This window comes from Pseudoruegeria aquimaris, from assembly GCF_900172235.1.
Taxonomy (GTDB): Bacteria; Pseudomonadota; Alphaproteobacteria; order Rhodobacterales; family Rhodobacteraceae; genus Pseudoruegeria; species Pseudoruegeria aquimaris.
The window spans coordinates 57,520-83,860 of record NZ_FWFQ01000018.1 but is presented as its reverse complement, the minus strand read 5'-3'; the positions used below and the strand labels follow the sequence as shown (position 1 = coordinate 83,860).

General features: G+C 66.2%; 26 protein-coding genes. 17 read left to right on the top strand and 9 right to left on the bottom strand.

The window, feature by feature from the left end:
• A partial coding sequence (locus tag PSA7680_RS13030; RefSeq protein WP_217808310.1) for a transposase occupies nt 1-192 on the top strand: 192 nt, incomplete at its 5' end.
• Here PSA7680_RS13030 and PSA7680_RS13025 read toward each other — a convergent pair.
• The 3 genes from PSA7680_RS13025 to PSA7680_RS13015 are packed head-to-tail and all read right to left on the bottom strand — an operon-like array spanning nt 189 to nt 3,367.
• Nucleotides 189-1,691 carry a malonate--CoA ligase gene (locus PSA7680_RS13025; protein ID WP_085869155.1) on the bottom strand — a complete coding sequence of 501 codons (1,503 nt, stop codon included), beginning with the start codon at nt 1,689-1,691 and terminating at the stop codon, nt 189-191. The two genes, PSA7680_RS13030 and PSA7680_RS13025, sit on opposite strands and share 4 nt — an antisense overlap.
• Complete coding sequence (locus PSA7680_RS13020) at nt 1,691-2,971, bottom strand: malonyl-CoA decarboxylase domain-containing protein (RefSeq protein WP_085869154.1); 1,281 nt, start codon at nt 2,969-2,971, stop codon at nt 1,691-1,693. Before PSA7680_RS13020 ends, PSA7680_RS13025 begins: the two co-directional genes overlap by 1 nt.
• Nucleotides 2,972-2,980: 9 nt before the next feature.
• Entirely contained in the window at nt 2,981-3,367 is a 387-nt protein-coding gene (locus PSA7680_RS13015; protein ID WP_085869153.1) for a YciI family protein, read from the bottom strand.
• A gap of 90 nt (nt 3,368-3,457) precedes the next feature.
• Here PSA7680_RS13015 and PSA7680_RS13010 point away from each other — a divergent pair, with 90 nt between their 5' ends.
• From PSA7680_RS13010 to PSA7680_RS12980, 7 genes are read left to right on the top strand one after another with little or no spacing between them, the layout of a single operon-like run.
• Nucleotides 3,458-4,342, top strand: coding sequence for a fumarylacetoacetate hydrolase family protein (locus tag PSA7680_RS13010; RefSeq protein WP_085869152.1), 885 nt, complete (start codon nt 3,458-3,460; stop codon nt 4,340-4,342).
• Nucleotides 4,339-5,004 carry a malonic semialdehyde reductase gene (locus PSA7680_RS13005; protein WP_245824622.1) on the top strand — a complete coding sequence of 222 codons (666 nt, stop codon included), beginning with the start codon at nt 4,339-4,341 and terminating at the stop codon, nt 5,002-5,004. The genes PSA7680_RS13010 and PSA7680_RS13005 overlap by 4 nt, the downstream gene beginning before the upstream one ends.
• 7 nt (nt 5,005-5,011) lie before the next feature.
• The gene (locus PSA7680_RS13000; protein WP_085869151.1) at nt 5,012-5,467 is read left to right on the top strand and encodes an OsmC family protein; all 456 of its coding nucleotides are present in this window, start codon (nt 5,012-5,014) and stop codon (nt 5,465-5,467) included.
• A 31-nt stretch (nt 5,468-5,498) separates the two neighbouring features.
• Nucleotides 5,499-6,584, top strand: a complete 1,086-nt coding sequence (locus PSA7680_RS12995) for a C4-dicarboxylate TRAP transporter substrate-binding protein (RefSeq protein WP_085869150.1) — start codon at nt 5,499-5,501, stop codon at nt 6,582-6,584.
• A 13-nt stretch (nt 6,585-6,597) separates the two neighbouring features.
• Nucleotides 6,598-7,119, top strand: a complete 522-nt coding sequence (locus tag PSA7680_RS12990) for a TRAP transporter small permease subunit (RefSeq protein ID WP_217808345.1) — start codon at nt 6,598-6,600, stop codon at nt 7,117-7,119.
• Nucleotides 7,116-8,423 carry a TRAP transporter large permease gene (locus PSA7680_RS12985; protein WP_085869149.1) on the top strand — a complete coding sequence of 436 codons (1,308 nt, stop codon included), beginning with the start codon at nt 7,116-7,118 and terminating at the stop codon, nt 8,421-8,423. The genes PSA7680_RS12990 and PSA7680_RS12985 overlap by 4 nt, the downstream gene beginning before the upstream one ends.
• A gap of 15 nt (nt 8,424-8,438) precedes the next feature.
• Nucleotides 8,439-9,311, top strand: a complete 873-nt coding sequence (locus PSA7680_RS12980; RefSeq protein WP_085869148.1) for a dioxygenase family protein — start codon at nt 8,439-8,441, stop codon at nt 9,309-9,311.
• Between the two features lie 16 nt (nt 9,312-9,327).
• On the opposite strand, the gene PSA7680_RS12975 is transcribed toward PSA7680_RS12980, so the two are convergent.
• The 3 genes from PSA7680_RS12975 to PSA7680_RS12965 form a co-directional block, all read right to left on the bottom strand.
• A complete protein-coding gene (locus tag PSA7680_RS12975; RefSeq protein ID WP_085869147.1) occupies nt 9,328-10,029 on the bottom strand; it encodes a GntR family transcriptional regulator in 702 nt (233 codons plus the stop codon).
• Between the two features lie 216 nt (nt 10,030-10,245).
• Entirely contained in the window at nt 10,246-11,643 is a 1,398-nt protein-coding gene (gene rimO, locus PSA7680_RS12970; protein WP_085869146.1) for a 30S ribosomal protein S12 methylthiotransferase RimO, read from the bottom strand.
• A gap of 159 nt (nt 11,644-11,802) precedes the next feature.
• Nucleotides 11,803-12,408 (bottom strand): GcrA family cell cycle regulator, encoded by a 606-nt coding sequence (locus PSA7680_RS12965; RefSeq protein WP_085869145.1) that lies wholly within the window; start codon nt 12,406-12,408, stop codon nt 11,803-11,805.
• 153 nt (nt 12,409-12,561) lie between these two features.
• Here PSA7680_RS12965 and PSA7680_RS12960 point away from each other — a divergent pair, with 153 nt between their 5' ends.
• Complete coding sequence (locus PSA7680_RS12960) at nt 12,562-13,377, top strand: ABC transporter permease (protein ID WP_085869144.1); 816 nt, start codon at nt 12,562-12,564, stop codon at nt 13,375-13,377.
• A 96-nt stretch (nt 13,378-13,473) separates the two neighbouring features.
• Here the strand turns inward: PSA7680_RS12960 and PSA7680_RS12955 are convergent, their stop codons facing one another.
• Complete coding sequence (locus tag PSA7680_RS12955; RefSeq protein ID WP_085869143.1) at nt 13,474-15,774, bottom strand: response regulator; 2,301 nt, start codon at nt 15,772-15,774, stop codon at nt 13,474-13,476.
• A gap of 289 nt (nt 15,775-16,063) precedes the next feature.
• Between PSA7680_RS12955 and PSA7680_RS12950 the strand changes: the two genes are divergently transcribed.
• From PSA7680_RS12950 to PSA7680_RS12940, 3 genes are all read left to right on the top strand, one after another.
• The gene (locus PSA7680_RS12950; RefSeq protein WP_085869142.1) at nt 16,064-17,254 is read left to right on the top strand and encodes an aspartate aminotransferase family protein; all 1,191 of its coding nucleotides are present in this window, start codon (nt 16,064-16,066) and stop codon (nt 17,252-17,254) included.
• 37 nt (nt 17,255-17,291) lie between these two features.
• Complete coding sequence (gene argF, locus PSA7680_RS12945; RefSeq protein WP_085869141.1) at nt 17,292-18,218, top strand: ornithine carbamoyltransferase; 927 nt, start codon at nt 17,292-17,294, stop codon at nt 18,216-18,218.
• Between the two features lie 102 nt (nt 18,219-18,320).
• Nucleotides 18,321-19,316: a 2-dehydropantoate 2-reductase gene (locus PSA7680_RS12940; RefSeq protein WP_085869140.1), complete on the top strand. Its 996-nt coding sequence runs from the start codon at nt 18,321-18,323 to the stop codon at nt 19,314-19,316.
• Between the two features lie 17 nt (nt 19,317-19,333).
• On the opposite strand, the gene hemN is transcribed toward PSA7680_RS12940, so the two are convergent.
• Nucleotides 19,334-20,689, bottom strand: a complete 1,356-nt coding sequence (hemN, locus tag PSA7680_RS12935; protein ID WP_085869139.1) for an oxygen-independent coproporphyrinogen III oxidase — start codon at nt 20,687-20,689, stop codon at nt 19,334-19,336.
• A 59-nt stretch (nt 20,690-20,748) separates the two neighbouring features.
• Between hemN and fnrL the strand changes: the two genes are divergently transcribed.
• Nucleotides 20,749-21,498 carry a transcriptional regulator FnrL gene (fnrL, locus tag PSA7680_RS12930; protein WP_085869161.1) on the top strand — a complete coding sequence of 250 codons (750 nt, stop codon included), beginning with the start codon at nt 20,749-20,751 and terminating at the stop codon, nt 21,496-21,498.
• Nucleotides 21,499-21,508: 10 nt separating this feature from the next.
• Here fnrL and PSA7680_RS12925 read toward each other — a convergent pair whose 3' ends face one another.
• Nucleotides 21,509-22,294 carry a universal stress protein gene (locus tag PSA7680_RS12925; RefSeq protein WP_306372456.1) on the bottom strand — a complete coding sequence of 262 codons (786 nt, stop codon included), beginning with the start codon at nt 22,292-22,294 and terminating at the stop codon, nt 21,509-21,511.
• A gap of 260 nt (nt 22,295-22,554) precedes the next feature.
• Between PSA7680_RS12925 and ccoN the strand changes: the two genes are divergently transcribed.
• The 4 genes from ccoN to ccoP are packed head-to-tail and all read left to right on the top strand — an operon-like array spanning nt 22,555 to nt 25,985.
• The gene (ccoN, locus tag PSA7680_RS12920) at nt 22,555-24,162 is read left to right on the top strand and encodes a cytochrome-c oxidase, cbb3-type subunit I (protein WP_085869137.1); all 1,608 of its coding nucleotides are present in this window, start codon (nt 22,555-22,557) and stop codon (nt 24,160-24,162) included.
• A gap of 15 nt (nt 24,163-24,177) precedes the next feature.
• Complete coding sequence (gene ccoO, locus PSA7680_RS12915; RefSeq protein WP_085869136.1) at nt 24,178-24,903, top strand: cytochrome-c oxidase, cbb3-type subunit II; 726 nt, start codon at nt 24,178-24,180, stop codon at nt 24,901-24,903.
• A 9-nt stretch (nt 24,904-24,912) separates the two neighbouring features.
• Nucleotides 24,913-25,119 (top strand): cbb3-type cytochrome c oxidase subunit 3, encoded by a 207-nt coding sequence (locus PSA7680_RS12910; protein ID WP_085869135.1) that lies wholly within the window; start codon nt 24,913-24,915, stop codon nt 25,117-25,119.
• Nucleotides 25,116-25,985, top strand: a complete 870-nt coding sequence (gene ccoP, locus PSA7680_RS12905) for a cytochrome-c oxidase, cbb3-type subunit III (protein WP_085869134.1) — start codon at nt 25,116-25,118, stop codon at nt 25,983-25,985. Before PSA7680_RS12910 ends, ccoP begins: the two co-directional genes overlap by 4 nt.
• The last annotated feature ends 356 nt before the right edge of the window (nt 25,986-26,341 follow it).

The following is a 26,341-nucleotide window of genomic DNA, read 5'->3' as shown; positions in this document are numbered from 1 at the left end:
AACGTCCGCGTGGTCAGGACCGTCGACCGAGACCTCTACCGCGAACGCAACAAGGTCGAACGGTTCTTCAATCGTCTCAAACACTTCCGCGGCATCGCAACGCGATACTTCAAAACCGCAGCAAACTTCCTCGCCGCACTTCACCTCGCTTGCTCAAGGCTCTGGATCAGACATTATGAGTCCACGACCTAGCCTGCGAAACGCTCCCGCAGCACGTTCTTCTGGACCTTGCCCATCGTGTTGCGGGGCAGGGCCTCCATCACCTCGTAGCGGCGCGGATGCTTGAAGCGGGCGAGCTTTTCGGCCACGGCGGCGGTGATGGCATCGATGTCGGGCGTTGCGCCCGGCAGCGGGACGATCGCGGCCACGATGGCCTCGCCGAAATCCGCATCGGGCACCCCGAACACGGCGGATTCGGAGATGCCGTCCAGATCGTTCAACACGTCTTCGATTTCCTTGGGATAGACGTTGTAGCCGCCGGTGATGATCAGATCCTTGGCCCGCCCCACGATCGACAGGTAGCCGTCTTCGCTCATCTGGCCCAGATCTCCGGTGATGAAGAAGCCGTTGTCGCGCAGTTCCGCGGCGGTTTTCTCGGGCATCTGCCAGTAGCCCGAAAACACGTTCGGGCCGCGCACTTCGATCATCCCTACCGCGCCGTCCGGAACCTCTTCGCCGGTCTCCGGGTCGGTCAGGCGCAACTCGACACCGGGCAGCGGCTGTCCCACCGTGCCGGCCCGCCGTTCGCCATCGTAGGGGTTGGAGGTGTTCATGTTGGTTTCCGTCATCCCGTAGCGTTCGAGGATGCGGTGCCCGGTGCGTTCGGTGAAGGCGACATGGGTCTCGGCCAGGAGCGGCGCGCTGCCGGACACGAAGAGGCGCATGCCCGCGGCGCGCTCCCGCGTCAGGCGCGGATCATCCAGCAGGCGGGTGTAGAAGGTGGGCACCCCCATGAGCATCGTGGCGTGGCCCATGGCATCGAGAATGGCGTCCTTGTCGAAGCTGCGCAGGAAATGCACGCGGGCGCCGGCAAGGAAGGACGTGTTCAGCGCCACGAAGAGCCCGTGGGTGTGGAAGATCGGCAGCGCGTGGATCAGCGTGTCCTGATCGGTGATCTGCCAGAGATCCACCAGTGCGAGCGTGTTGGACAGCAGGTTGTCGTGGCTCAGCATCGCTCCCTTGGAGCGCCCCGTGGTGCCCGATGTGTACAGCAGGGCGGCCAGATCGCCGGGCGCGCGGGCCACGGGCTCGAACCCGCTTGGGTGGGCCTCCAGCCCCGCCGTCAGGCTACCCTGTCCTGCCGCGTCCAACGTCAGGACGCGGGCGCCGGCCTTCGCGGCGATCGGGGCCAACCCTTCGGCCTGCGCGGGATCGCACACGAGGATGCGCGGCGCGGCGTCGTTGACGAAATAGGATACCTCGTCATGCGTGTAGGCGGTGTTGAGCGGCAGGAACACGCCGCCGGCGCGGATCGTCGCGCCGTAGAGGATCACCATTTCCACCGATTTCTCGGCCTGGACGACCACTCTGTCCCCGGGCTCAAGGCCGACGGCCTGAAGCGCGTGGGCCATCCGGCCCGTCTTCTCGATGAAGCTGGCGTAGGTCATCGGGTCCGCGCCGGGGCGTTCGAACAGGATGTCCTGATTGTCGGCGTGGGGCGCGAAGAGGTGGTCGAAGAGATGGTTGGACATCAGGCCTGTATCCTGTTCTTTCTCGTGGCTGGCTGGAGCGCGGCGCGCACGGCCGGGCTGGCGGCGATCTCGCCGGACTGCACGAAGCGCTCGTGGTTGGTTTCGATCAGCGACAGATCGTACTCATAGTTGACCATCGCGCCACCGGATTGTTGCAGCCCCTTCGGGCTGACGTCCGCCTCGGGGTGGACGGCATGGATCAGGGCGCCGTTGCCGAGGTGGAAGCGGGCGACCGGATCCAGCGGCAGCCCCGCGGCGTCCTTGGCCTCCAGCAGGTAGCGGGTGGCGATCCGGCGCAGGGTCTCGGGGGGGCAGTGCCCGGCACGCAACTCTTCCGCATCTCCGTGTTCGGGCGCGGATTCGAGCCAGCGGCACAGGCCCGGTATCGGCGACAGCGTCACGAAGTGTTCGAGCCCCGGCAGCTCCTTGCGAAGCTCGGAGACGACCTGCTTGATGAGCAGGTTGCCGAAGGAGACGCCCTTCAGCCCCGCCTGGCAGTTGGAAATCGAGTAGAACACGGCCACCTTGGTATCTTCCGCGGCGCGGGTCTCGCGCTCTTCGCTCAACAGGTGCTGGATGGAGCCCGGTATCGTCATCGTCAGGGCCACCTCCACGAAGATCAGCGGCTCTGTGGGCATGCTCGGGTGAAAGAAGGCGAAGCAGCGCCTGTCCTGCGGGTAGAGGCGGCGGCGCAGATCGTCCCACCCGTGGATGGCGTGGACGGCCTCGTAGGCCACGATCTTTTCCAGCAGGCTGGCCGGGGTCTCCCAGCTGATCTGGCGCATCATCAGGAAGCCGCGGTTGAACCAGCTGCGCAGCAGGTGCCGGAAATCCTGGTCGGTACGGGCGAGGGCGGGATCCTTGCGCACCGCCGCCAGAAGATCCCTGCGCATGGTCACGAGCGCATGGGTGGCGCCCGGTGGCTGGTTGAGCCGGCGCAGCAGTTCCTGCCGGGGCGGCTCGGCGCAGGCGCCGATGCGGCGGTAGGCCTGCGGGGTGGCCTCTGCGCGGTAGGTCGCGATGGCGGCTTCCAGCGCGTCGATATCGATTTCGAGCCCGTCGTTGAGGAAGGCGAAGAACGCGGCTCTGCCCTCGACGTCGAGCCCGGTGTAGCGATCGAGAATGGCCTGGGCGAGGCTGGGGCCCGCGACCTCGCCTTCCGTGTCCAGCAGGGCCCGGCACATTTCTTCGATGGAGCGCGCATCGGCGGTGCCTGCACCGCGGCGCCGGCGCTCGAAGAGGGTCGTCAGCATGTCGCCCAGGAAGCTGCGCTGGCTCATCCGATCGGCCTATCCAAGCCGCACGGACTGGCCGGACAGCCTGAGGGTAAGCGACAGGCCGCCCTCGTTCACGAGCCAGCGGCGCAGCACGAAACTGCGGGCTCCGCTGGCGTGCATCGGATCGGCTTCCGCGAGGGCGCGCGCCGCTTCCAGCGAGTCCGCCTGGTAGATGATCAGGCCCATGCCCTCCATCATCTGCCCGCTTTCATCCGACACGGGGCCGGCGAGGAAGAGCGCGCCGCGGGCTTCCTGTTCGGCCTGGTAGGCGAGGTGGGCGGGCAGCGTTTCCCTTACCTTCGCGGGATCGCCCGCAGGCGTCGAGAGCACGGCATAGAGCTCATGCGCCAGCGCCCCGCGCGATTTCGCTTCGGCCTTGTAGTCGTCCCATGCCGGCATCCGCTTTCCTCCCTCTTCAAGAAAATCGATTTTATTTGACTTGGGAAAAATTTATCGTCAAAAATGGCATCAAGCAACAGGGAGTTTCATATGCGTTTCATCGTCGGCACCGCCGGAGGCCCGCAGAGTGTCTTTGGCGTGGAGGGGAGCAAGGCGGTCAACTTGAGCGCGGCCGTCGGGGCCATCGGCAGCGATCTGTCTGCGCTCGCGGCGGACCCGGCCCTGCTGGCCCGGGCGCGCGACGCGATGGCGGCCGGTGGCGAGATCGTGGAGGTCTCCTCCATCACCCCGGCGCTGCCGATCACGGCTCCGGGCACCTTCATCTGCCTCGGGCTGAACTACGTGGAGCACATCAAGGAAGGCGGCTACGAGATCCCGGACTACCCGGCGCTCTTCATGCGGGGTCGCAACTCGCTCATGGCCGCCGGCGCGCCGATGGTGCGCCCCGCCTGTTCGGAGCGGCTGGACTACGAAGCGGAACTGCTCCTCATCATCGGCAAGGGCGGGCGCCACATCAGCCGTGAAAACGCGCTGGACCACGTATTCGGCTACACGGTGTTCAACGACGGCTCCGTGCGCGACTACCAGCGCAAGACGCACCAGTGGACACCGGGCAAGAACTTTGATTCCACCGGCGCCGTCGGCCCCTTCGTCGTCACCCCGGACGAGCTGCCGGAAGGCGCGAAGGGCCTGAAGATCGAAAGCCGCGTGGGCGATGAGATCCTGCAATCCTCCAACACGGCCAACATGATCTGGAGCGTGGCGGACACCATTGCGATCATCTCCGAATACACCACGCTGGAGCCCGGCGACCACATCGCGCTGGGCACGCCGCCGGGTGTAGGCCACGCCAAGAAGCCGAACCCGCGCTGGCTGCGCCCCGGCGAAACCGTCGAGATCGAGATCGAGGGAATCGGCGTCTGTGCCAGCCCGGTGATCGACGAGGTTGCCCTCTCCAACGAGGCGGCCGAATGATGGGCGAGGGCAACGAAACCCTCTCCGCCCTGCGCGCGCAGGCCCAGGAGGCGGTGCGTGCCCTGCGCGCCCGCAAGGATCGCCTGGACGACGATTCCATCGATCTGATCCTGCGGGACGCGCGCTCCCACTATGCCTGGACGGATCGCCCCGTGAGCGACGAGATGCTGCGCACGCTCTTCGAGATCACCATCGCGGGGCCGACCAGCATGAACACCTGCCCCGCGCGTTTCGTCTTCGTGCGCAGCGCGGCCGGCAAGGACAGGCTGGCGAAATCGCTCAAGGCGAAGAACATCGACAAGATGCGCGCGGCCCCGGTGACGGCGATCATCGCCTGGGATCCCGCCTACTGGCGGAAGCTCGATTTCCTCTTCCCCCATGAAGACAGGAAACCGCTTTTCGATGGCCGCCCGGACTACGCCGAGGAAACCGCCTTCCGCAATTCCACGCTCCAGGGCGCCTATTTCATGATCGCCGCGCGCGCGATGGGGCTGGATGTCGGCGCGATGTCGGGCTTCTCCAACGCGATCGTGGACGAAGAGTTCTTCAGCCAGAACGGCTGGAAATCCAACTTCCTGTGCAACATCGGCTACGCGGATGAAACGGCGCTGTTCCAGAAACTGCCCCGCTTCGCCTTCGAAGACGTCTGCGAGATCCTGTGAGGCGCTGATGGCGATCCGGCAAAAGACCCACATGACGATCAAGCTGACGGGGCAGGGCACGAGCCATGCTCGCAGCGTGACGGAAATCGACGGCAACAGCGTTGTAGTTGATGAGCCCGTGGCGCGGGGGGGCACCAACGAAGGCCCTTCGCCCACGGCCACGGCCTACGCGGCGCTGATCGGCTGCACCAACGTGATCGGCCACAAATGCGCCGCCCGGCTTGGGGTGGACATCGGCAACCTCGCCTTCGCGATGGAGGTCGATTTCGATCGCCGCGGGGTGCTCTTGATGGAGGAGGTGGACGTGCCCTTCACCGCGATCCGGCTCGATGTCGCCGCGGATGGGGCGTGCAGCGAAGATGAGCTACGCCAAGTAGCCGCCGAGACCGCGAAATACTGCGCGATCTCGAAACTGTTCGAACAGGCCGGAACGGACCTGCGCATCACGTGGCGCAAGGCCTGACGAACGACAGCATACTCAGGGAGGAGACAACATGCTGAAATCACTCGTCAAAGGCGCAGGCTTGGGCCTTGCGCTGGGCGTCATGGCCGGGCCGGCCCTCGCCACCGAAACGATCAAGGCCGTGGTGATCGACGGTTACCCGGCGCGGGCGCTCTGGGTGAAGGAGTTCACCGAATTCTTCATCCCCGAAGTGGACAGGCGCCTTGCCGAAACCGGCAACTACAAGATGGACTGGCAGGAAAGCTACGGCGGCACCATCGTGAAGCCCAAGGGCGTGCTGGAAGGCATCAAGCTGGGGCTGGGCGACATCGGCATCGTGACGACGATCTTCCACAGCTCGAAACTGCCGAGCCAGGCGCTCTCCGCCGTGACGCCCTTCGTGGCCGCAGACGCCCGCGCCGTGGCCAAGGCCGTGGACGAGATCGCCAAGGAATACCCGGCGATGCAGGCGGAATTCGACGCGCAGAACCAGGTCTACCTCGCCACCGGCGTGGTCCTCGATACCTACCAGGTGTTCTCGCGGGAGCCGGTGAACTCGCTTTCGGATCTCGAAGGCTCCAAGGTGGCCGGCGCGGGCATGAACCTGCGCTACCTCGAAGGCATCGACGGCGCCGCCGGCGTGCGCGGTGGCCTGACCGATTTCTACAACATGGTGCAGACCGGCCTCGTGGATCACGCGATGCTCTGGCCGGAGGCCGCCTCCACCTTCAAGATCGCCGAAGTGGCGCCCTACATGCTGAAGGCGGATCTCGGCGCGGTGAACTCCAAGACGATCACCGTGAACAAGGACTACTGGGAAAAGCTGCCCGACGAAGTGAAGCAGGTGCTTCAGGACGTCGCCGTGGAATACCGGGATCACGTTGCCGGTATCGCCATGGACCGCGCCCAGGCCAGCCGCGATGCCTATGTGGCCGCCGGCGGCACCATCGTCGAGATGAGCCCGGAAGAGCGCAAGGCCTGGGCCATGTCCATGCCCAACATCGCGGCGGAATGGGCCAAGGGCCTCGATGATGCCGGCCAGCCGGGTACCGAGATGCTGCAGGCCTACATGGCCAAGCTGAAGGACGCCGGGTTCGAGCCGGTCCGTGACTGGGCCGCCGAAGCGGCAACCAACTGACCCGGGGCGGCACGTGACGTGGTTCGCCAGACTTGCCGGGGGCATCGCCATGGCGGCGAATGCCTCCGGCACCCTCGTCGTCGTGGTGCTCATCGCGGTGGTGAACTACGACATCATCGCCCGTGGCATCTTCAACAAACCCTTCCACGGCGCCGTAGAGGTGGTGCAGTTCTCGATGGTCCTGATCGTCTTTCTCCAGCTTCCGGACGTGATCCGCGTCGGGCGTCTGACCCGTTCCGACGGGTTCCTGACGGTGATGCGCCATCGCCGCCCTGCCGCGGGCCGCTGGATGGCGAACGGGATCGATGCGATGAGCGCGCTGTTCATGGTGCTCGTGGCCGTGGCCATCTGGCCGGAGTTTCTGGAGATGTGGGACACCAAGGATTACTTCGGCGTGCCCGGCGTGTTCACCGCGCCCTGGTGGCCGGTGAAGCTCGTGATCTTCCTCTCGGCCTGCCTCTGCACGGTGCATTTCATCCTGCACATCTTCACCCGAACCGGGGATGACATCCCCCATCAGGAAAGCGGCTCATGACGCCCCTCGATATCGGCCTTGTTTCGATCGTCGCCATCATCGTGATGATCTACCTGGGCGTCTACATTCCCATCGCGCTCGGCATGGTCAGCTTCGTGGCGATCTGGGCCATGCGCGGCAACCTCGATCTCTCCTTCGCGCTGCTGAAGATCGCCATCGGCGACAGCGCGATGGAATACACCTTCGCGACCATTCCGCTGTTCACCTTCATGGGGCTCATCGTCTCGAAGGCCGGGTTGGGGGCCGACATCTACGCGGTGATGAACCAGGGCTGCCGCCGCATCACCGGCGGGATCGGCATGGCCACGGTGGGGGCCAACGCCGTCTTTGCCGCGGTCACCGGCTCCTCCATCGCCTCGGCCTCCGTGTTCTCCAAGATGAGCGTGCCCGAGATGCTGCGGCAGGAATACAACCCCCGCTTCGCCGTGGGCGTCGTGGCCGGCTCCTCCGTGCTCGGCATGATCATCCCCCCCTCGGCCATGCTGATCATCTACTCCTTCGTGGCCGAGCAATCCGTGGGCGAGATGTTTCTTGCCGGCGTCGTGCCCGGCATCCTGCTGGCGATCGCCTACGTCGCCGCCATCTGGTTCATGGGCCGCTTCATGCCGCGCGCCGTGGGCGGGCGGATCCTTGAGCAGGACGATCTGATGGGCTGGGGCGAGATCGCCGCGAAGACGCTGCCCATCATCGGGTTGATCGTCGTGGTGCTCGGCGGGATCTACACCGGCTGGACGACCCCGGTGGAGGCCGGTGCCGCCGGTTCGCTGCTGGGCATCCTCATCGCCGCCGTCCGCCGCCGCATCAACCTGCGCTCCTTCTGGGAGACGGTGATCGAAACCGGCCACATCACCGCGGCCATCCTCTTCCTCATCACCGCGGCCTCGATGTATGCGCGGATGCTGGGCATCGCGGGGCTGCCCAACGAATTGCAGACGATTCTCGCCACCCACGAGTTCTCCTTCTTCTGGATCATGGCGCTGCTCGTGGTGCTGATGCTCTTTCTGGGCACGATCCTCGACACGGCCTCGATCATCCTGATCGTCGTGCCGCTCTTCCTGCCGCTGATCGACGCCATGGGCCTCAGCCTCGTGTGGTTCGGCATCGTGGCCGTCGTCGCCGCCGAGATCGGGCTGCTGACGCCGCCGCTGGGGTTGAGCTGCTTCGTTATCAAGGCGACGCTGGACGATGACCGCATCGCCCTGAAGGACGTGTTCCTCGGCGCGCTGCCCTTCGCCTTCGTCATGCTGCTCGTGCTGATCCTGCTGATCCGCTTCCCGGCGCTCAGCCTTGCCATTCTGAACTGATAAGGGGGAAACCCGATGCGGGACGTGACCGCCGACAACATCACAGACGTGTTCATGAGCTACATGGGCGAGGGGATCGATCCGCGCCTGAAGGAGGTGCTGGGCAGCCTCGTGACCCACCTGCACGCCTTCGCGCGCGAGGTGAACCTGACCCACGAGGAGTGGAATCAGGGCATCGCCTTTCTCGAAGCCGCCGGGGCGATCTCGGACAAGGAGCGCCACGAGTTCGTCCTGCTTTCCGACGTGCTGGGCCTCTCCTCGCTGGTGGACATGCTGCACTCGCGCCCCGAGGGCACCTCTTCCTCGGTGCTCGGGCCGTTCCACATCTCCGGCTCGCCACCGTTGGCGGTCGGGGGTGATCTGCGCAAGGATTTCGACGAGCCGGTGCTGCTCGTGGAGGGCATCGTGAAGGATCCGGACGGCAACCCGATCCCGGGGGCCACGCTCGACATCTGGCAGACGGCGCCCAACGGGCTATATTCCAGCCAGGACCCCGACCAGGACACCTATTCCTTCCACGGGCTTCAGACCGTGGGCGCCGATGGCCGCTACGCCTTCACCTCGGTGCGCCCGGTGGAATACACCGTGCCCTCCGACGGGCCCGTCGGAGACATCCTGCGCGCCTGCGGCCGCCACCCGTGGCGCCCCTCGCACCTGCATTTCATCGCCGAGGCGGAGGGATTCCGCCCGCTGGTGACGGAGGTCTTCCCGGAGGATGATCCCTACCTCGACCAGGACACCGTTTTCGGCGTGCGCAAGGATCTGGTGATGCGCTACGAGGAGATGCCGGCCGGATCCTTCCCGGCGGAGGGGTTCGAGCTTTCGGGCAAGGTGGACGAGGGCTACCTGCGCGTGCGTTTCGATCTCACGCTGGTGCCGCGCGACTGACGGGCTCGCAGGCGCCTCAGGCGCCTGCCTGCGCTGCCGCCGGAAGGGTGCCGTTTCCGATCAGGCCGGCGAGAAAAGCGCCTGTCCGCCGGTAGTGGGCCAGCAGCCGTTCGCTGGCCAGATCCGCATCACGTGCGACGGCCGCTGCCAGGATGCCGGCGTGCTCGTCCACCACGTCGCGCTTCTTGTAGTCCAGCCCGCTGCCCGCAAGGTACCGGTAGCGGATGTTCAGATCGTAGAGTTGCGAGCAGAATTTCCTGAGGATCGGCGAGGGCGCATTGGCCAGAAGGGCCATGTGGAAATCCTTGTGGCGATCCTCGAAAGCCGGATCGCCGGCATCGCGCGCGCGCTGCATCCGGTGGTGGGCCAGCACGACGTTCTCCTCCCAGCGGTCGTCGGCCGCCGCGATGCTGGCCCGCAGTGCGAGATCCTCAAGCGTGCAGCGCAACATCAGGATTTCGTCGAAGTTCTCCGCGCTCACCTCGGCGGTGCGGAAGCCGCGCTGGTCGAGCCGCTCCACGAGGTTGTCGGAGACGAGCAGGCTGAGCGCCTCGCGGATCGGCGAGGCGCCGGTGTCGAGCCGCTGGCGCAGCCCGTCGATCTTGAGCTTCTCGCCCGGTTTCAGATCCCCGGTCACGATCATCCGGCGCAGGGCCTCGTAGGCCTGCTGGGTTGCGGATCCCTCGCCCTTGCGAGGCTCAATCTCGGCGATCTTCATGGCGATCCTTCCAGTTTCCGGTGCCGCGCTTCACCCGCCGCCCACTCTGCCTGGGCAGTTTATCGCGATTTCCCCTCTGGAACGATATAAAAATCGATTTTATTCTGTCAAACGCCGCCGCCCTTGGGCCGGCGAGGCGGCACAGGGGCCGCGGGGTGTTCGGGGCCGTTACTCAGGTCAGTCTCTGGCCCGTCTCGTGCCGGCCTCGGGCCAGCCTCAGGCGATACGCCCCCAGAGATCGTATTCTCCGGCTTCATCCACCTCGACCTGCAGGATCTGCCCTGGTGCGAGGGACTCGTGGCCTTCGTCGATGAACAGGTTGCCGTCGATCTCGGGCGCGTCGGCCATGGTGCGGCAGGTCGCGGCATCGGCGTCCACCTCGTCCACGATAACCCACAGCTTCCGGCCGACCTTCGCCGCCAGCTTGGCCTCGGAGATCTCCTGCGCCTTGGCCATGAAGCGTTCCCAGCGCTCCTGCTTCACCTCCTCGGGGACGTGATCGGGCAGGGCGTTGGAGCGGGCGCCGTCGACGTTCTCGTATTTGAAGCAGCCGACGCGATCCAGCTGCGCCTCGTCCATCCAGTCCAGCAGATGCTGGAACTCGGCCTCGGTCTCGCCGGGGTAGCCGACGATGAAGGTCGAGCGCAGGGTGATATCAGGGCAGATCTCCCGCCAGGCGGCGATCTCCTCCAGCGTTTTCGAGCCCGCCGCCGGGCGCGCCATGCGGCGCAGCACGTCGGGGTGGGAATGCTGGAAGGGAATGTCGAGGTAGGGCAGCAGGCCGTGGCCCGCCTGCGCGGTTTCCGCCATCAGCGGGATCAGATCGCGCACGTGGGGGTAGGGGTAGACATAGTGCAGCCGCGCCCAGGCGCCGAGCCGCCCCAGCTCCCGCGAGAGATCCAGGATGTGGCTGCGCACCTCGCCGTCCTTCCACGGGTGAAGGCTGTATTTGCGGTCAAGCCCGTAGGCCGAGGTATCCTGCGAGATGATCAGCAGCTCCTTCACCCCGGCCTCCACCAGCTTTTCCGCCTCGCGCAGCACCGCATGGGCCGGGCGGGACGTGAGCTTGCCGCGCATGTCGGGGATGATGCAGAACTTGCACTTGTGGTTGCAGCCCTCGGAAATCTTCACGTAGCTGTAGTGCCGCGGCGTGAGCGAAACGCCCGTGGCCGGCAGCAGGTCGATGAAGGGATCGGGGGCGGGCGGCACGACGCCGTGCACCGCGTCGAGCACCTGCTCGTATTGATGCGGGCCGGTGACGGCCATCACCGAGGGGTGGGTGCCGCGGATGTAGTCCTCTTCCGCGCCGAGGCAGCCCGTGACGATCACCTTGCCGTTTTCCTTCAGCGCTTCGCCGATGGCCTCTAGGCTTTCGGCCTTGGCGGAGTCAAGGAAGCCGCAGGTGTTCACGATCACCGCGTCGGCGCCGCCGTAGTCCGGCGAGATCGCGTAGCCCTCGGCGCGCAGCCGGGTCAGGATGCGTTCGCTGTCCACCAGCGCCTTCGGGCAGCCGAGGCTCACCATGCCGATGGTCGGCTGTCCGTCGCGCGCGCTTTCGCTGATGCGGGCCTGGGGCGCGATGTCGGGGCGCAGGGAGGGCGGGTTGGTGCTCATCGGAAGGTCTCGGCTGGCTTGGGTGGCGTTGAGGCGGGCAAGGCCCTTCCTTTAAGGCAACGGCGGGCTTGCGGCAAGCGGGGCGCGGGGCGGATGGCGCAACGAAAAAGGCCCGCGCGGGGGCACGGGCCTTGGCTGTTGGATGCGGCATGCGCGGCCTCAGCGGCGGCGATCCCGGCGCGAGGACATCGGCTGGAAGGCCACGCCCACGTGGGCTTCGCAGTAGGGTTTGCCCGGTTGCACCGCCAGGCCGCAGAACCAGAACTCCTCCGTGGCCGGATCGCCGATCGGCCATTTGCAGGTGCGCTCGGTGAGTTCCATCAGCGAAAGCTTCTTGGCCTTCTTCTCCACTTGGCGCACGGATTCCAGCGCTTCCGGGCTGATCTCGTTGGCCGAGGGCTGCGGCGGCAGAGGCTGGCCCGCGGGAATGATCTGCTTGCGGGCAGGGGTGGCCGCCACCTTCTCGGGCGCGGCCGGTTTGGGGGCGGGCTTCTCCGCCTGCGGCGCTGCGGCTGCGGCGGCCGGCGCCGGTTTCGGCGCGGCGGCGGGTTTGGCTTTAGCCGCCGGCTTGGCCGCGGGCTTTTCCTTGGCCGCCGGTTTGGCGGTGCCGCCGCCGCCGGTGCGGTTGGACAGGCCGAGCCTGTGCACCTTGCCGATCACGGCGTTGCGGGTGACGCCGCCGAGCTCCTTGGCGATCTGGCTCGCGGACTGGCCCTCGCCCCACATCTTCTTGAGGATTTCGACGCGCTCATCGGTCCAGGACATCTGACTTCCTTTTCGGTCCGCACGCGGCAGCGCGGGGCTCTGGGCGCCCGGCAATTCCATCGCGTGCCTGGGAGAATTCTGCTGGACCCCTATTCTAATCACGGAAACGCAGGATACAAGCACCTGCGACGACATGGAGACAGGGGAATCGCGATGCAGGACACCAGCACGCAGCGCTTCGACATGGGCACACGCCGGTTCGGACGGGTCAACTGGCTGGGCACGGCCACGCTGGCCAGCCGCGAGGTGCGGCGTTTCATGGCCGTCTGGACCCAGACCCTGCTGGCGCCACTGGTGACGGCGGGCCTTTTCCTTGCGATCTTCAGCCTAGCCATCGGCCCTGCGCGCGGGGCGGTGAACGGCGTGCCTTTCGCGGCCTTTCTCGCACCGGGCATCCTGATGATGACGGTCATCCAGAACGCCTTCGCCAACACCTCGTCCTCGATCATGATCGCGAAGGTGCAGGGCAATATCGTCGATACGCTGATGCCGCCGCTGTCGGCCGGCGAGATGCTGGTGGGCTATCTCGCGGGGGCCGTGGGGCGCGGTGTTCTCGTGGCCTTCGCAATCTCGGCCCTGATGTGGCTGGTGCTCGGCGTCGTGCCGGCGCATCCTGTATGGGCGCTTGTCTTCGTCGTGCTCGGATCGGCCTTTCTCGGCGGACTCGGCATCATCGCCGCGATCTACGCGAGCAAGTTCGACCAGATGGCGGCCATCACCAATTTCATCATCACGCCGCTGTCGTTCCTGTCGGGCACCTTCTATTCCATCGAAAGCCTGCCGCCGGTCATTGCCACGCTCACGCGGTTCAACCCGGTGTTCTACCTGATCGACGGCGCCCGATTCGGCTTCATCGGCGCGAGCGATGCCGCGCCCGCTTTCGGGCTCGTCGTGTGCCTTGTGGCCACCGCCGCCGTGCTCGCGCTCTGCTGGCAGTGGCTGCGCAGCGGCTACCGGATGAAGGCCTGAGGACAAGGCTGAGATTGCCGCGAGGCGGCGGGCGGGGCGGTGCCCGCGCGTTGGCCCGCCCGCTGGGCCGAGGCGGGCGGCGGCGGGGCGGGTGGATCAGGCGCTCTTCTCCTGCCGCGCGCGATGACCTTCGGACCATTTCGCGATACAGGCCATGAGGGCCTGTTTCGTCAGCGGTTTGGCGAGGTGGTCGTCCATGCCGGCCTCGAGGCAGAGCCTGCGGTCCTCGGCCATGGCGTTGGCGGTGAGCGCGATCACCGGGCATCTCGGCCGCTTGCCCTGCGCCTCGATCGCGCGCAGCATCCGGGTCGCCTCCAGCCCGCCCATGACGGGCATCGACACGTCCATCAGGACGAGATCGGGGCATCGCGCCTTGTAGGCTTCCACCGCCTCGCGCCCGTTGCGCGCGAGAACGACCTCGATCCCGAGCGGCTCCAGCATCTTGCAGGTCACGATCTGGTTCGTCCGGTTGTCCTCCGCAAGCAGAACCTGCAGCCCCGGGAACACATGCGCGCCCGGCTGCGTTTTGGGCGCGGGTTTCGGCGCTTTCTCGGGCCTGGCATCTACGAGCACACGCCCCAGCAGCCGGGAGAGCACTTCCGTCCGGGCCGGTTTGGGCAGAATGTCCTTCAGGCCGGCCTGCAGGAGGCGCTCCCGGAAGGCGGACGTATCCCCGGAGGAGAGAATGATCGCCGGGGTCTTTGCGAGATCGGGGCGTTTGCGCATCTCGTGGAAGAGATCCTCGCCGGACACCTCGGGCATGCAGTAGTCCAGAATGGCGACATCGGGCCGGAAGCCGGCGTCGAGCACCTCGAGGGCTTCCTGCGCGCTGGCGGCGCTGCGCACGTGCATGCCCCAGCGGGCGAGCCTGTCTTCGAGGATGCGGCGGTTGGTGGCGAGGTCGTCCACGACGAGCGCGCTGTGGCCTTCCAGCGAGATCGGCTCGGCCTCCACCTCCGGCTCTTCCGCGGGGGCGCAGGGCTCCAGCGGAAGCCAGAGGGTGAAGACGGACCCGACGCCGAGCGTCGATTGCACCGTGACCGTGCCGCCCATGAGCTCCGTCAGGCGGTGGGTGATCGCAAGCCCGAGGCCGGTGCCGTCGAACCGGCGCGTGGCGTTGTTGTCGGCCTGCTCGAAAGCCGCGAAGATGTGATCGATGCGGTCAGGGGGGATCCCGGTTCCGGTGTCTTCGATGGTGAAGGTGATGCCGCCGCTGGGCCGTTCGCCGACCTTGATCAGCACGTGGCCGCTGTCGGTGAACTTGACGGCATTGCCGGCGATGTTGAGCAGGCACTGGCGCAGGCGCGGCGCATCGCCGATCGCCCAGGCCGGCGTGTCCAGATCAAGATCGACGCAGATCTCAACCCCCTTCGCATTGGCGACGGGGAACAGCAGCGTGGCGACGTCCTGCACCACGGCGCGCAGATCGAAGGGGGAGTTGTCGATCTGCATCTGCCCGGCTTCGACCTTGGAGTAATCCAGAACGTCGTTGATGATTTCGAGCAGCGCGGCGGAAGAGGCGTAGATCGTGTCCGCATAGCTGCGCTGATCGTCGTCGAGATCCGTCTCCAGCAGAAGCTCCGTCATGCCCATCACCCCGTTCATCGGCGTCCGGATCTCATGGCTCATGTTGGCGAGGAACCGGCTCTTCGCGTGCTCGGCCTTCTGTGCCTCGTCGCGGGCCTTCTGCAGTTCCGCGTTGGTCCGGCGAAGGCTGTTCTGGGCGTGAAGGATGGCGAGGGCCGGTGCGATCAGGGCCAGCAGCATCAATCCGGCGATGATCGCGCTGAGCCGGTGAAACCCCTCAGTGGCGTTGGCATAGGTTCGTGAAATGTCGGTGTAGATCTCTACCGCCCCGGCCGGGGCCCCGTCCAGATACAGGGGCAGATAGGTTTCGGCGTAGTGGTCCGGGCGATCAGGTTTGGCGCGCCCATCCATGATTTCGGAATAGGGTTTGCCTTCCGCCAGTGCCTTGCTGGCGAGCGGGTTGTGCCCCCAGAGATCCGCCGGCGGCTCCTTGCTGCCGATGGAGTCGGAGACGAAGACGAGGTGGCCGTTGTCGTCGAACAATTTGAAACGGAAGACATCCCCTTGCCGCACTTCGGCCCCCAGAAGTGCGGCGGCATCGGTGCCCACCTCCCCGCTTCGGATCAGTTCGGCCAGCGCGTTCGTCGAAGAGATGCCGTGATCGTGGTGCTGCGCCCCCGCGGCACTTTCGCCCGCATCCGCGTGATGCCTCAATTGATCGGAGGCATGGAGCACCCACCCGGTGGCCCGGTGCTCGGCGAGGGTCGTCAACGTTTTCGTTGCCATCTGCTCGGTCTGCCATACGCCGATCGCCAGGGCGGCAAGGAAACCGACGACGGAAAGAAGAACGAGCTTTGAAAACCGCAACATGAAATGGCTCCTGCTGTATTGGACGCAGGATGCCCCGTCCGGCTAAACAATTCGTCAATGCCGCCCGGATAAACTATGGGCTTCCATTGCGGCATTTCAGCGGCTATCAAACTGCCCATGATCAAACGCGCCGCATATCGCACGCTCCGACGCCGAGGCTGATGCCTTTCGGCGCCATTCGCGCGTTTGTCCTGCTGCCCCCGGGCAGCCCCGCTTCCCACAGATTGACTTGATCCGATTGATCGGGCACCAAACACGCTCAAACCGGGCATTTTCCAAGGATTTCGCCATGATCCCCTCCGTTCTGCCGACCTATTCCCGCGCACCGCTCTCCTTCGTGAAGGGCGAGGGCAGCTGGCTGATCGAGGCGGATGGCCGACGTTTCCTTGATCTCGGCGCCGGGATCGCGGTGAACGCCCTGGGCCATGCCCACCCGGCGCTGGTGGAGGCGCTCACGCGGCAGGCGCAGGCGCTCTGGCATGTCTCGAACCTTTACCAGATCCCGCAACAGCAGGCGCTGGCCGACAAGCTGGTGGATGCCAGTTTCGCCGATACGGTGTTCTTCACCAATTCGGGCACGGAATCCTGCGAACTGGCCGTGAAGATGGCCCGCAAATACTGGTATGAGAACGGCCAGCCGGAGCGGGTGAACATCATCACCTTCGAGGGCTCCTTCCATGGGCGCTCTTCCGCGGGCATCGCGGCCGCCGGGTCGGAAAAGATGACGAAGGGGTTCGGCCCGCTGCTGCCGGGCTTCATCCATCTTCCCTTCGGCGATCACGAGGCGCTCAAGGCCGCGATGGACGAAACCGTCGCCGCCGTTCTGGTGGAGCCGGTGCAGGGCGAGGGCGGCATCCGCCCGCTGCCGGACGCCTGCCTGAAGGGCATGCGCGATCTCTGCGATGAAACCGGCGCGCTCCTGATCCTCGATGAAGTCCAGTGCGGCATGGGCCGGACGGGCAAGCTCTTCGCCCATGAATGGGCCGGGATCGAGCCCGACATCATGATGGTGGCCAAGGGCATCGGCGGGGGCTTTCCGCTCGGGGCGGTTCTGGCCAACGAGCGCGCCGCGAGCGGCATGACGGCGGGCAGCCACGGCTCCACCTACGGGGGCAACCCGCTGGCCTGTGCCGTCGGCGGCGCGGTGATGGACATCGTGGCCACGCCCGAGTTCCTGGCCGAGGTGAACCGCAAGGCCGCCCTGATGCGCCAGAAACTCGAAGGGCTGGTGGCCGCGCACCCCGACGTATTCGAAGCGGTGCGGGGCGCGGGCCTCATGCTCGGGCTCAAGTGCAAGGCCGCCAACACCGCCGTCGTCGGAGCCGCCTATGACGCGGAGCTGCTCGTCGTGCCCGCCGCCGACAACGTGGTGCGCCTCCTGCCGCCGCTCACGATTACCGACGAAGAGATTTCCGAGGCCCTGGCCCGGCTGGAAACGGCCGCGTGCGCCGTGGAAGCCGAAACCGCCGGCGCCGACTGACGCAGACAGAGGGGCAAGCCCCGGAACGGATAGACAGATGAATCATTTCCTCGACATCAACACCACCTCGCCGGAAGACCTGAAGGCGATGATCGCATCGGCCAAGGCGATGAAGAACGCCCGCAACGGGGCGCCCAAGGGCGTGCCCGACGCTGAGCGCCCGCTGGAGGGCCACATGGTCGCCCTCATCTTCGAGAAACCCTCGACCCGTACGCGCATCTCCTTCGACGTGGGCGTGCGCCAGATGGGCGGGCAGACGATGGTGCTTTCAGGCAGCGACATGCAGCTCGGTCACGGCGAGACCGTGGCCGACACCGCCCGCGTGCTCAGCCGCTACGTGGATCTCATCATGATCCGCACCTTCGAGGAGGCCACCCTGCTGGAGATGGCGGAATATGCCGATGTGCCCGTGATCAACGGGCTCACCAACCGCAGCCACCCCTGCCAGATCATGGCCGACATCCTGACCTACGAAGAGCACCGCGGCTCGATCGCGGGCAGGAAAGTGGTGTGGTCGGGCGACGGCAACAACGTCTGCGCGTCCTTCATCCATGCCGCCGGGCAGTTCGGCTTCGATCTGGTGTTCACCGGGCCCGAGGTGCTCGATCCGGAGCCGGGTTTCGTGGAGGAGGCGCGCGCGAAAGGGGTTTCGGTGACGATCGAGCGCGATCCCGTCCGGGCCGTCGAGGGGGCGGATCTCGTCGTCACCGATACCTGGGTTTCCATGCATGACGCCCCCAGCGCGCGGGAGCGCCGCCACAACCTGCTGCGCCCCTACCAGGTGAACGAGGCGCTTATGGCCCACGCCAAGCCTGACGCGCTGTTCATGCATTGCCTGCCGGCCCACCGCGAGGAAGAGGCCACGAGCGCGGTGATGGACGGCCCGAACTCGGTGATCTTCGACGAGGCCGAGAACCGCCTGCACGCGCAGAAGGCGATCATGCGCTGGTGCGTGGGGCGCTGAGCGCCGGACACAAGGGCGCGTAGGGCGGCTCCTGCAGCTGACCCTGCGGCGCGCTTGCCAAGGGAGGGCTCCGCCGTGCAGGTTTCGCGGGGGAGGACTGCCATGAAGATTGTTGTCGCAGGTGCCGGTGCGATCGGCGGTTTCACCGGCGGGATGCTGGCCGCAGACGGGCACGAGGTGGCCCTCCTGGGCCGCCCGCGCATTCTCGGACCGATCCGCGAACAGGGGCTCACCCTGACCGATTACGCGGGCCTCTCGATGAAAGTGCCGGCGGAAGCCCTGCGGCTGGAAACCGATCCGGCCTGCCTCGCGGCGGCGGACCTCGTGATCGTCGCCGTCAAGACGGCCGCCACCGCCGAGATCGCCGCGGCTATCGCCGCCCATGCGCCTGCGGATGCCCGCGTGCTTTCGTTCCAGAACGGCATCCAAAGTGCACGGACGCTGCGCGCCGCACTCCCGGGCTGGGACGTGCGGGCCTGCATGGTGCCGTTCAACGTGGTCTGCCCGGAACCCGGGCATTTTCACCGGGCCACCTCCGGCGACATCGTGGTGGAGGCCGGGCCGGGCGCGCTGGCCGAGGCGCTTTCCACCCCCGCGATGAAGGTGCTGGAAAGCGACCGTATCGCCGAGGTTCAGTGGGGCAAGCTGCTGATAAATCTAACCAATGCGCTCAACGCGCTCTCGGGGCTGCCGCTTCAGAAGATGTTGCTGGATCGACGCTGGCGCAGGCTGATGGCCGACCAGATGACGGAGGCCATGGCGGCTCTGAAGGCCGCGGGCATCGCCTTTCGGCCGCAAACGCCGCTGCCGCCGGCGCTGATTCCGCACCTGCTGCGCCTGCCCACCCCCCTGTTCCGGCGCATCGCCGCGCAGATGCTCACGATCGATCCCGAGGCGCGCACTTCGATGGCCTACGACATCGAGGCGGGCCGTCCGACGGAGATCGACGCGCTCCAGGGGGAAATCCTGCGGCTGGGCGCGCAAACCGGCGTGGCGACGCCGCTCACCGCCCGGATCGCGGCCCGGCTGGCGCGCGCCGAAGCCGCGGGCGGGGGCTCGCCCCGGATCGATCCGCGGGAGCTTCGCGAGGGGGGCTGAGCCGGGGCCGAGGCCGGTCAGACGGCGCTCGAATGCCCCGCGCGCGACAGGTCGTAGGCGTCGAAGGCGCGGGCGACCATGCGGGTCAGCGGGCGGCCTTCGGGGAGGATCTCGAAGCTTTCGCCGTCAAAACGGGTGAAGCCGGGGAACTGCCCCGCCACATCGCTGCACCAGCGGCCGATCTCGGCGCGGGAGGCACCGGGAAGGGCGGCGACTTCGCCCAGCGAGACCCGGAAGTCGCACATCAGCGCTTCGATCATCCGGCCGCGCAGGATGTCGTCGGCGCTGAACCTGTGCCCGCGCGAGGTGGCATAGGCGCCGCTGCGGATCCGCTGGGTGTAGGCCGAGGTGGCCGGCGCATTCTGCGCGTAGCCCTGCGGGAAGCGCGAAATCGAGGAGGCGCCGACGCCGACGAGCACGTCGGCGGTATCGTCGGTGTAGCCCTGGAAGTTGCGCTTCAGCCGCCCGGCGCGCAGCGCGGTCTCAAGGCCGTCACCCTTTACGGCGAAATGGTCAATCCCGATCTCGCGGTAGCCGTCCCAGACGAAAAGCTCGCGGGCGGTGTCGAACAGGCCGAGGCGTTCCTGCGGGGTGGGCAGCGCGTCGGACGGGATCATGGATTGCCGTTTCGCCATCCACGGCACGTGGGCATAGCCATAGAGCGCCACGCGGTCGGGGCCGAGCGAGAGCAGCTTCTGCACGGAATCCGCGATCCGGGCATGGGTCTGGTTCGGCAGCCCGTAGAGGATGTCGGCGTTCAGGCTGCGCACGCCGCGCGCCCGCAGCGCCGAGACGGCCGCCTCGGTGACTTCGTAGCTCTGTTCGCGGCCGATGATCTTCTGGATCTCGGGGTCGAAATCCTGCACCCCGATGCTGGCGCGGGTCATCCCGGCGCCGGCGAGGGCGTCGAGGCGCGCGTAGTCGATCTCGTTCGGATCGATCTCGACGGAAAACTCCGCTCCCGGCCCGAGCGGCAGGAAGGAGAAGATCGCGTCGGTCAGCTCGGTCAGCATCTCGGCGGGCAGGAGTGTGGGCGTTCCGCCACCGAAATGCAGGCGCGAGAGCCGGACGCCTTCGGGCAGATCCTGGGCCAGCAGCGCCAGTTCGGCCTTCAGCGTGTCGAGATAGGCGCGCAGCGGGGAATCGGTTCGGGTGCCCTGCGTGCGGCAGGCGCAGAACCAGCAGAGGCGGCGGCAGAAGGGCACGTGGACGTAGAGCGATATCTCGCGCCCCGCTGGAATTGTCCGGATCCACTGGCCGAAATCGTCGCCGCTTACGCCGCCGCCGAAGTGCGGGGCGGTGGGGTAGCTGGTGTAGCGCGGGACCTTGGCGTCAAAAAGCCCCAGCCGTGCGAGTTGAGTCTGCTGTTCCATGCAGGTAGCGTTAGGCGATCCCGCTTCGGGCAACTTTGATCAAGATCAACCAAACGCGCATGATGAACCTCCAGAGCCTGACCACCCCGCACGTCCAGTGCGGGAGTTGCCCCATTCGCCACCGTGCCGTCTGCGCACGCTGCGATTCCGATGAACTGGAGGTGCTGGATTCCATCAAGTACTACCGCAAGTTCGAAGCCGGCCAGACCGTCGTCTGGGCCGGCGACCAGGTGGATTTCGTCGGCAGCGTCGTGTCCGGCGTGGCCTCGCTGACCCAGACGATGGAAGACGGGCGCCGCCAGATGGTGGGGCTCCTGCTGCCTTCGGATTTCGTGGGGCGGCCGGGGCGGTCCACGGCGGCCTACGACGTGACGGCCACGACCGATCTGATGATGTGCTGCTTCCGCAAGGGGCAGTTCGAGAAGATGATGCAGGAGACGCCGCACGTCAGCCAGCGCCTGCTGGAGATGACGCTGGACGAGCTGGATGCGGCGCGCGAATGGATGGTGATCCTCGGGCGCAAGACCGCGCGCGAGAAGATATCCAGCCTTCTGGCGATCTTCGCCCGGCGCAACACCCTGCTGACGGGCGGCGAGGCCAGCGGCCGGATCGTGATCGATCTGCCGCTGACGCGGGAAGCCATGGCGGACTACCTGGGCCTGACCCTGGAAACCGTGAGCCGGCAGATCTCCGCGCTGCGCAAGGCCGGGGTGATCGAACTTCAGGGCAAACGCCACGTCATCATCCCCGATTTCGACAGGCTTCTGGACGAAACCGGGGACGATTCGGACGGCGGCTTCTACGACTGACGCCGCGCCTTCAGCGCGCCAGAAGAACCGGCACTTTCGAGGCTTCGAGCGTATCGCGCGTGGCACCGCCGAGGATCGCTTCGCGGAAGCGCGAGTGCCCGTAGGCCCCCATCACCAGCATCCCGGCGCCCACGTCCTGGACATGACGGGCCAGAACGTCGGCGACACGCGGCATCGTCTTGGCGAGGACGGCGATGTCGGCCCGCACGCCGTGACGGGCGAGCATCTGCGAGAGCGCCCCGCCGGGATCGGAGCGGTCCGGCCCGTGCTGCGGCGGATCGACCACGGCGATGGAGACGGTTTCGGCATCTTTCAGCAACGGCAGGGCGGCGCGGATCGCGGCCAGCGCCTCGGCGCTGTCGTTCCAGGCCACGACGATCCGTTTCGGGGCGTCTTCCATCACCTGGCCGTCCGGGATCACCAGAACGGGGGCATGGCCTTCGAACAGGGCGGCTTCGAGAATGGCTTCCTGCTCATGGCCGCTGCCCTCGCCGTAGGGCTGCGGCAGGATCACGAGATCCGCGTAGCGCGCCCGCAGGCCGACGATGCGCGTGATTCCGTCGATCTGGGCGGCAGCGGCGTCGCAGCCCCATGAAATCTCTTCCCGTTGCAGGCGCGATTTCAGGTCTTCCTCGTTTTTCCGGGCGCGCTCGCGCGCCTCGATCAGAAGCTCCTGCGTGATGAGGGCGTTTCCCTGCCCGTAGCAGACCATGGGCTGCGTCGGATCGACGCCGAGGCTCAGCACGTCGAGGTGTGCTTCGCCCCTGCGGGCCAGCGCGACGGCGGTTTCCAGCACGTTTCCCGTCTTCCCGGGATCGCAACTGATTGTAAGCAAAGACTTATAGGTCACGAGTTTACCCCCATTTCTGGCAAAGCAGTGATAGGGTAGGGCACACGCATTGAGTCGGCCTTGACGTCGATCAACTCGGAGCGGGCATTGTTCGCGTATTGATATGGATCAAGGTGGCTTCTCAGCAGGGCCGCCAGAACGCCACCGTCAGAAAGACCCAGTGCAAGAAAAACGAGTCGACGCTGGCAAGACGAAGGGACGCTTGAATGTCGAATTATTTGAAACTGGTCGGGCTTGGCCTGGTGACATTGTTCATGATGATCGCCGCCAACTACGGCCGAGATCTCTCCTACCAGGTGCATGCGGTCATCCTCATGCTGGTCGCGGGTGGCCTGTTCCTCTGGACCCTCCGCAACACCGACGAACCGAACCTGTCACCGGCCGCGCCGGAGACGGGCTACATGGACGGCGTTGTCCGCTACGCCGCCGTTGCAACCGCCTTCTGGGGTGTGGTCGGCTTCCTGGCCGGCACGTTCATCGCGTTCCAGCTTGCCTTTCCGGCACTGAACTTCGAATGGGCGCAACCCTACATGAACTTCGGCCGCCTGCGGCCGCTGCACACCTCGGCCGTGATCTTCGCCTTCGGCGGCAACGCGCTGATCTGCACCTCCTTCTACGTGGTGCAGCGCACGTCCGCGGCGCGGCTCTGGGGCGGCAATCTCGCCTGGTTCGTATTCTGGGGCTACCAGCTCTTCATCGTGCTCGCGGCCACCGGCTACCTGCTGGGCGGCACGCAGTCCAAGGAATACGCCGAACCGGAGTGGTACGTGGACCTCTGGCTCACCATCGTCTGGGTCGCCTATCTGGCGGTGTTCCTCGGCACGATCGTGAAGCGCAAGGAACCGCACATCTACGTGGCCAACTGGTTCTACCTGTCCTTCATCGTCACCGTGGCCATGCTGCACGTGGTGAACAACCTCGCGATCCCGGTCTCGATCTTCGGCTCCGATTCCGTGCAGGCCTTCGCCGGCGTGCAGGATGCGATGACGCAGTGGTGGTATGGCCACAACGCGGTGGGCTTCTTCCTGACGGCCGGCTTCCTGGGCATGATGTACTACTTCGTGCCGAAGCAGGCCGAGCGCCCCGTCTATTCCTACAAGCTCTCGATCATCCACTTCTGGGCCCTGATCTTCCTGTACATCTGGGCCGGCCCGCACCACCTGCACTACACCGCGCTGCCTGACTGGGCCTCGACGCTGGGCATGGTGTTCTCGGTGATCCTGTGGATGCCCTCCTGGGGCGGCATGATCAACGGCCTGATGACGCTCTCCGGCGCCTGGGACAAGATCCGCACCGATCCGATCATCCGCATGATGGTCGTCTCCATCGGCTTCTACGGCATGTCCACCTTCGAGGGCCCGATGATGTCGATCAAGGCGGTGAACTCCCTGAGCCACTACACCGACTGGACGATCGGTCACGTGCACTCCGGCGCTCTGGGCTGGAACGGCATGATCACCTTCGGCGCGCTCTACTTCCTGTTCCCGAAACTCTGGAACAAGGAGCGCCTCTACAGCCTGTCGCTGGTGAACTGGCACTTCTGGCTCGCCACCATCGGCATCGTGCTCTACGCCGCTTCCATGTGGGTGACGGGGATCATGGAAGGCCTGATGTGGCGCGAAGTGGACGCCAATGGCTTCCTCGTGAACTCCTTCGCCGACACCGTGGCTGCGAAGTTCCCGATGTACGTGGTCCGGGCGCTGGGCGGGGTTCTCTACCTCGTGGGCGGTCTGATCATGGCCTACAACCTCTGGATGACCGTGCGCAAAGGCGAGCCGAAAGCGGCTGCCGTTGCTGCGGCACCGGCTGAATAAGGAGGGCCGGTAGAGATGGCTATTCTCGACAAACACAAGGTTCTGGAAAAGAACGTTTCACTCCTCCTGGTCTTCAGCTTCCTGGTTGTGACCATCGGCGGCATCGTGCAGATCACGCCCCTGTTCTACCTCGAGAACACGATCGAGGACGTGGAGGGCATGCGCCCCTACTCCCCGCTCGAGCTGGCCGGCCGCGAGATCTACCAGCGGGAGGGCTGCTACGTCTGCCACTCGCAGATGATCCGCCCGATGCGCGACGAGGTTGAACGCTACGGCCACTACTCGCTGGCGGCGGAGTCCAAGTACGACCGCCCGTTCCAGTGGGGCTCCAAGCGCACCGGGCCGGATCTGGCCCGCGTGGGTGGGCGTTACTCCGACGAGTGGCACGTGGATCACCTGACCGATCCGCAATCGGTGGTGCCGGAATCGATCATGCCGAAATACGGCTTCCTGAAGGAAACCCTGATCGACGGTCGCTACATCGGTGACTTCATGGCGACCCACGCCATGCTGGGCGTGCCCTACACCGAGGAGATGATCGCCAACGCCCAGGCCGATTTCCAGGCCCAGGCGGATCCGGACAGCGACTACGACGCCATGCTCGAGCGCTATCCGGGTGCACAGGTGCGGAACTTCGACGGCCAGCCGGGGATTTCCGAGATGGACGCGCTGATTGCCTACATGCAGATGCTGGGCACGCTCGTGGACTTCTCGACCTTCACCCCGGACGCGAGCCGGTAAGGGGGCGGGATGGATACCTATTCGATCACCCGCCAGTTTGCCGACAGCTGGATGTTGCTGGCGATGTTCGTCTTCTTCCTCGGGATCGTCGTCTGGGTCATGCGCCCGGGCAGCAGCAAGGAATACAAGGACGTCGCCAACATCCCCTTCCGTCATGAAAACAAACCGGCCGAGGACATCGCGGCCGACGCGCAACGCAAGGAGGCGCGGCCATGAGCAAAGCACCGAAGAAGACCCAGGCCCCCAAGGACGTGCCCACCACGGGCCACAGCTGGGACGGGATCCAGGAGTATGACAACCCGATGCCGCGCTGGTGGCTCTGGACGTTCTACGCCACCATCGTCTGGGGGATCATCTACACCATCCTCTACCCGGCCTGGCCGCTGGTGACCCGGGCCACGCCTGGCCTTCTGGGGGCCTCCACGCGCGGCGAAGTCGCGCAGGAGATCGCCCGCTGGGAGGACGCCAACGCCGCAATCCGCCAGCAACTGGTGGATACCGAGTTGACCGCGATCGCGGACAATGAGGATCTGAACCGCTTCGCCGTTTCCAACGGTGCGGCCGTGTTCCGCACCTGGTGCGCCCAGTGCCACGGCTCCGGCGCCGCCGGCGCCAAGGGCTACCCCAACCTGCTGGATGACGCCTGGCTCTGGGGCGGCGACATCGAGTCGATCCACTACACGATCTCCCACGGGATCCGGAACGAGCAGGACGACGACGCCCGCTACTCCGAGATGCCGAAGTTCGGCGAGATCCTCGAAGAGGAAGAGATCGAACAGGTCGTGGAGCACGTGCTGGCCATTTCCGGTCAGGAGCATGACGCCGAACTGGCCGCCGCCGGGGCGACGGTCTTCGAAGACAACTGCTCCGCCTGCCACGGCTCCGAGGGCATGGGCGACCGGGAGCAGGGCGCGCCGAACCTCACGGATGCCGTCTGGCTCTACGGGGGCGATCGCGACACGCTGATCGAAACCGTGACCTACAGCCGCTACGGCGTGATGCCGCCCTGGACGGGCCGCCTCAGCGAGGCCGACATCCGCGCCGTCTCCGTCTACGTCCACCAGCTGGGCGGCGGCGAGTAGGGCTGCAACAGTTCCGCCGGCCGATGCTCGCGCAGAGGCCGGTGGTGGCACCGACCCTGATCCTGTTCGCGCGTTTCCAACAGGGTCGGTGCCAAGGAAACGGCGCCCGAGTGGTTGAGGAGCCCCCGGGAGCCGTCGGCACCGATCCCGATCCTGTTCGCGCGTTTCCAACGGGATCGGTGCCCCCAACATTCTGGCGAGGCCGGCGCGGAAGGCGAGCGAAACTCCGCGTGGGCCGGGATTGCAAACGGCACCGTCCTGCCAGCAGGCGGAGCCAGAGACGAAGGGCCACTGAAAAAGGACATCCGGACATCCGCCGCACCGCCGCCCACGGGGGCCGGGCTCGGCGATTGCCC

Excerpts from the sequence above, each read along its gene's own strand:
- PSA7680_RS13025 (WP_085869155.1), bottom strand. The coding sequence starts at position 1,691 with ATGTCCAACCATCTCTTCGACCACCTCTTCGCGCCCCACGCCGACAAT.
- PSA7680_RS13020 (WP_085869154.1), bottom strand. The coding sequence starts at position 2,971 with ATGAGCCAGCGCAGCTTCCTGGGCGACATGCTGACGACCCTCTTCGAG.
- PSA7680_RS13015 (WP_085869153.1), bottom strand. The coding sequence starts at position 3,367 with ATGCCGGCATGGGACGACTACAAGGCCGAAGCGAAATCGCGCGGGGCG.
- PSA7680_RS13010 (WP_085869152.1), top strand. The coding sequence starts at position 3,458 with ATGCGTTTCATCGTCGGCACCGCCGGAGGCCCGCAGAGTGTCTTTGGC.
- PSA7680_RS13005 (WP_245824622.1), top strand. The coding sequence starts at position 4,339 with ATGATGGGCGAGGGCAACGAAACCCTCTCCGCCCTGCGCGCGCAGGCC.
- PSA7680_RS13000 (WP_085869151.1), top strand. The coding sequence starts at position 5,012 with ATGGCGATCCGGCAAAAGACCCACATGACGATCAAGCTGACGGGGCAG.
- PSA7680_RS12995 (WP_085869150.1), top strand. The coding sequence starts at position 5,499 with ATGCTGAAATCACTCGTCAAAGGCGCAGGCTTGGGCCTTGCGCTGGGC.
- PSA7680_RS12985 (WP_085869149.1), top strand. The coding sequence starts at position 7,116 with ATGACGCCCCTCGATATCGGCCTTGTTTCGATCGTCGCCATCATCGTG.
- PSA7680_RS12980 (WP_085869148.1), top strand. The coding sequence starts at position 8,439 with ATGCGGGACGTGACCGCCGACAACATCACAGACGTGTTCATGAGCTAC.
- PSA7680_RS12975 (WP_085869147.1), bottom strand. The coding sequence starts at position 10,029 with ATGAAGATCGCCGAGATTGAGCCTCGCAAGGGCGAGGGATCCGCAACC.
- rimO (WP_085869146.1), bottom strand. The coding sequence starts at position 11,643 with ATGAGCACCAACCCGCCCTCCCTGCGCCCCGACATCGCGCCCCAGGCC.
- PSA7680_RS12965 (WP_085869145.1), bottom strand. The coding sequence starts at position 12,408 with ATGTCCTGGACCGATGAGCGCGTCGAAATCCTCAAGAAGATGTGGGGC.
- PSA7680_RS12960 (WP_085869144.1), top strand. The coding sequence starts at position 12,562 with ATGCAGGACACCAGCACGCAGCGCTTCGACATGGGCACACGCCGGTTC.
- PSA7680_RS12955 (WP_085869143.1), bottom strand. The coding sequence starts at position 15,774 with ATGTTGCGGTTTTCAAAGCTCGTTCTTCTTTCCGTCGTCGGTTTCCTT.
- PSA7680_RS12950 (WP_085869142.1), top strand. The coding sequence starts at position 16,064 with ATGATCCCCTCCGTTCTGCCGACCTATTCCCGCGCACCGCTCTCCTTC.
- argF (WP_085869141.1), top strand. The coding sequence starts at position 17,292 with ATGAATCATTTCCTCGACATCAACACCACCTCGCCGGAAGACCTGAAG.
- PSA7680_RS12940 (WP_085869140.1), top strand. The coding sequence starts at position 18,321 with ATGAAGATTGTTGTCGCAGGTGCCGGTGCGATCGGCGGTTTCACCGGC.
- hemN (WP_085869139.1), bottom strand. The coding sequence starts at position 20,689 with ATGGAACAGCAGACTCAACTCGCACGGCTGGGGCTTTTTGACGCCAAG.
- fnrL (WP_085869161.1), top strand. The coding sequence starts at position 20,749 with ATGATGAACCTCCAGAGCCTGACCACCCCGCACGTCCAGTGCGGGAGT.
- ccoN (WP_085869137.1), top strand. The coding sequence starts at position 22,555 with ATGTCGAATTATTTGAAACTGGTCGGGCTTGGCCTGGTGACATTGTTC.
- ccoO (WP_085869136.1), top strand. The coding sequence starts at position 24,178 with ATGGCTATTCTCGACAAACACAAGGTTCTGGAAAAGAACGTTTCACTC.
- PSA7680_RS12910 (WP_085869135.1), top strand. The coding sequence starts at position 24,913 with ATGGATACCTATTCGATCACCCGCCAGTTTGCCGACAGCTGGATGTTG.
- ccoP (WP_085869134.1), top strand. The coding sequence starts at position 25,116 with ATGAGCAAAGCACCGAAGAAGACCCAGGCCCCCAAGGACGTGCCCACC.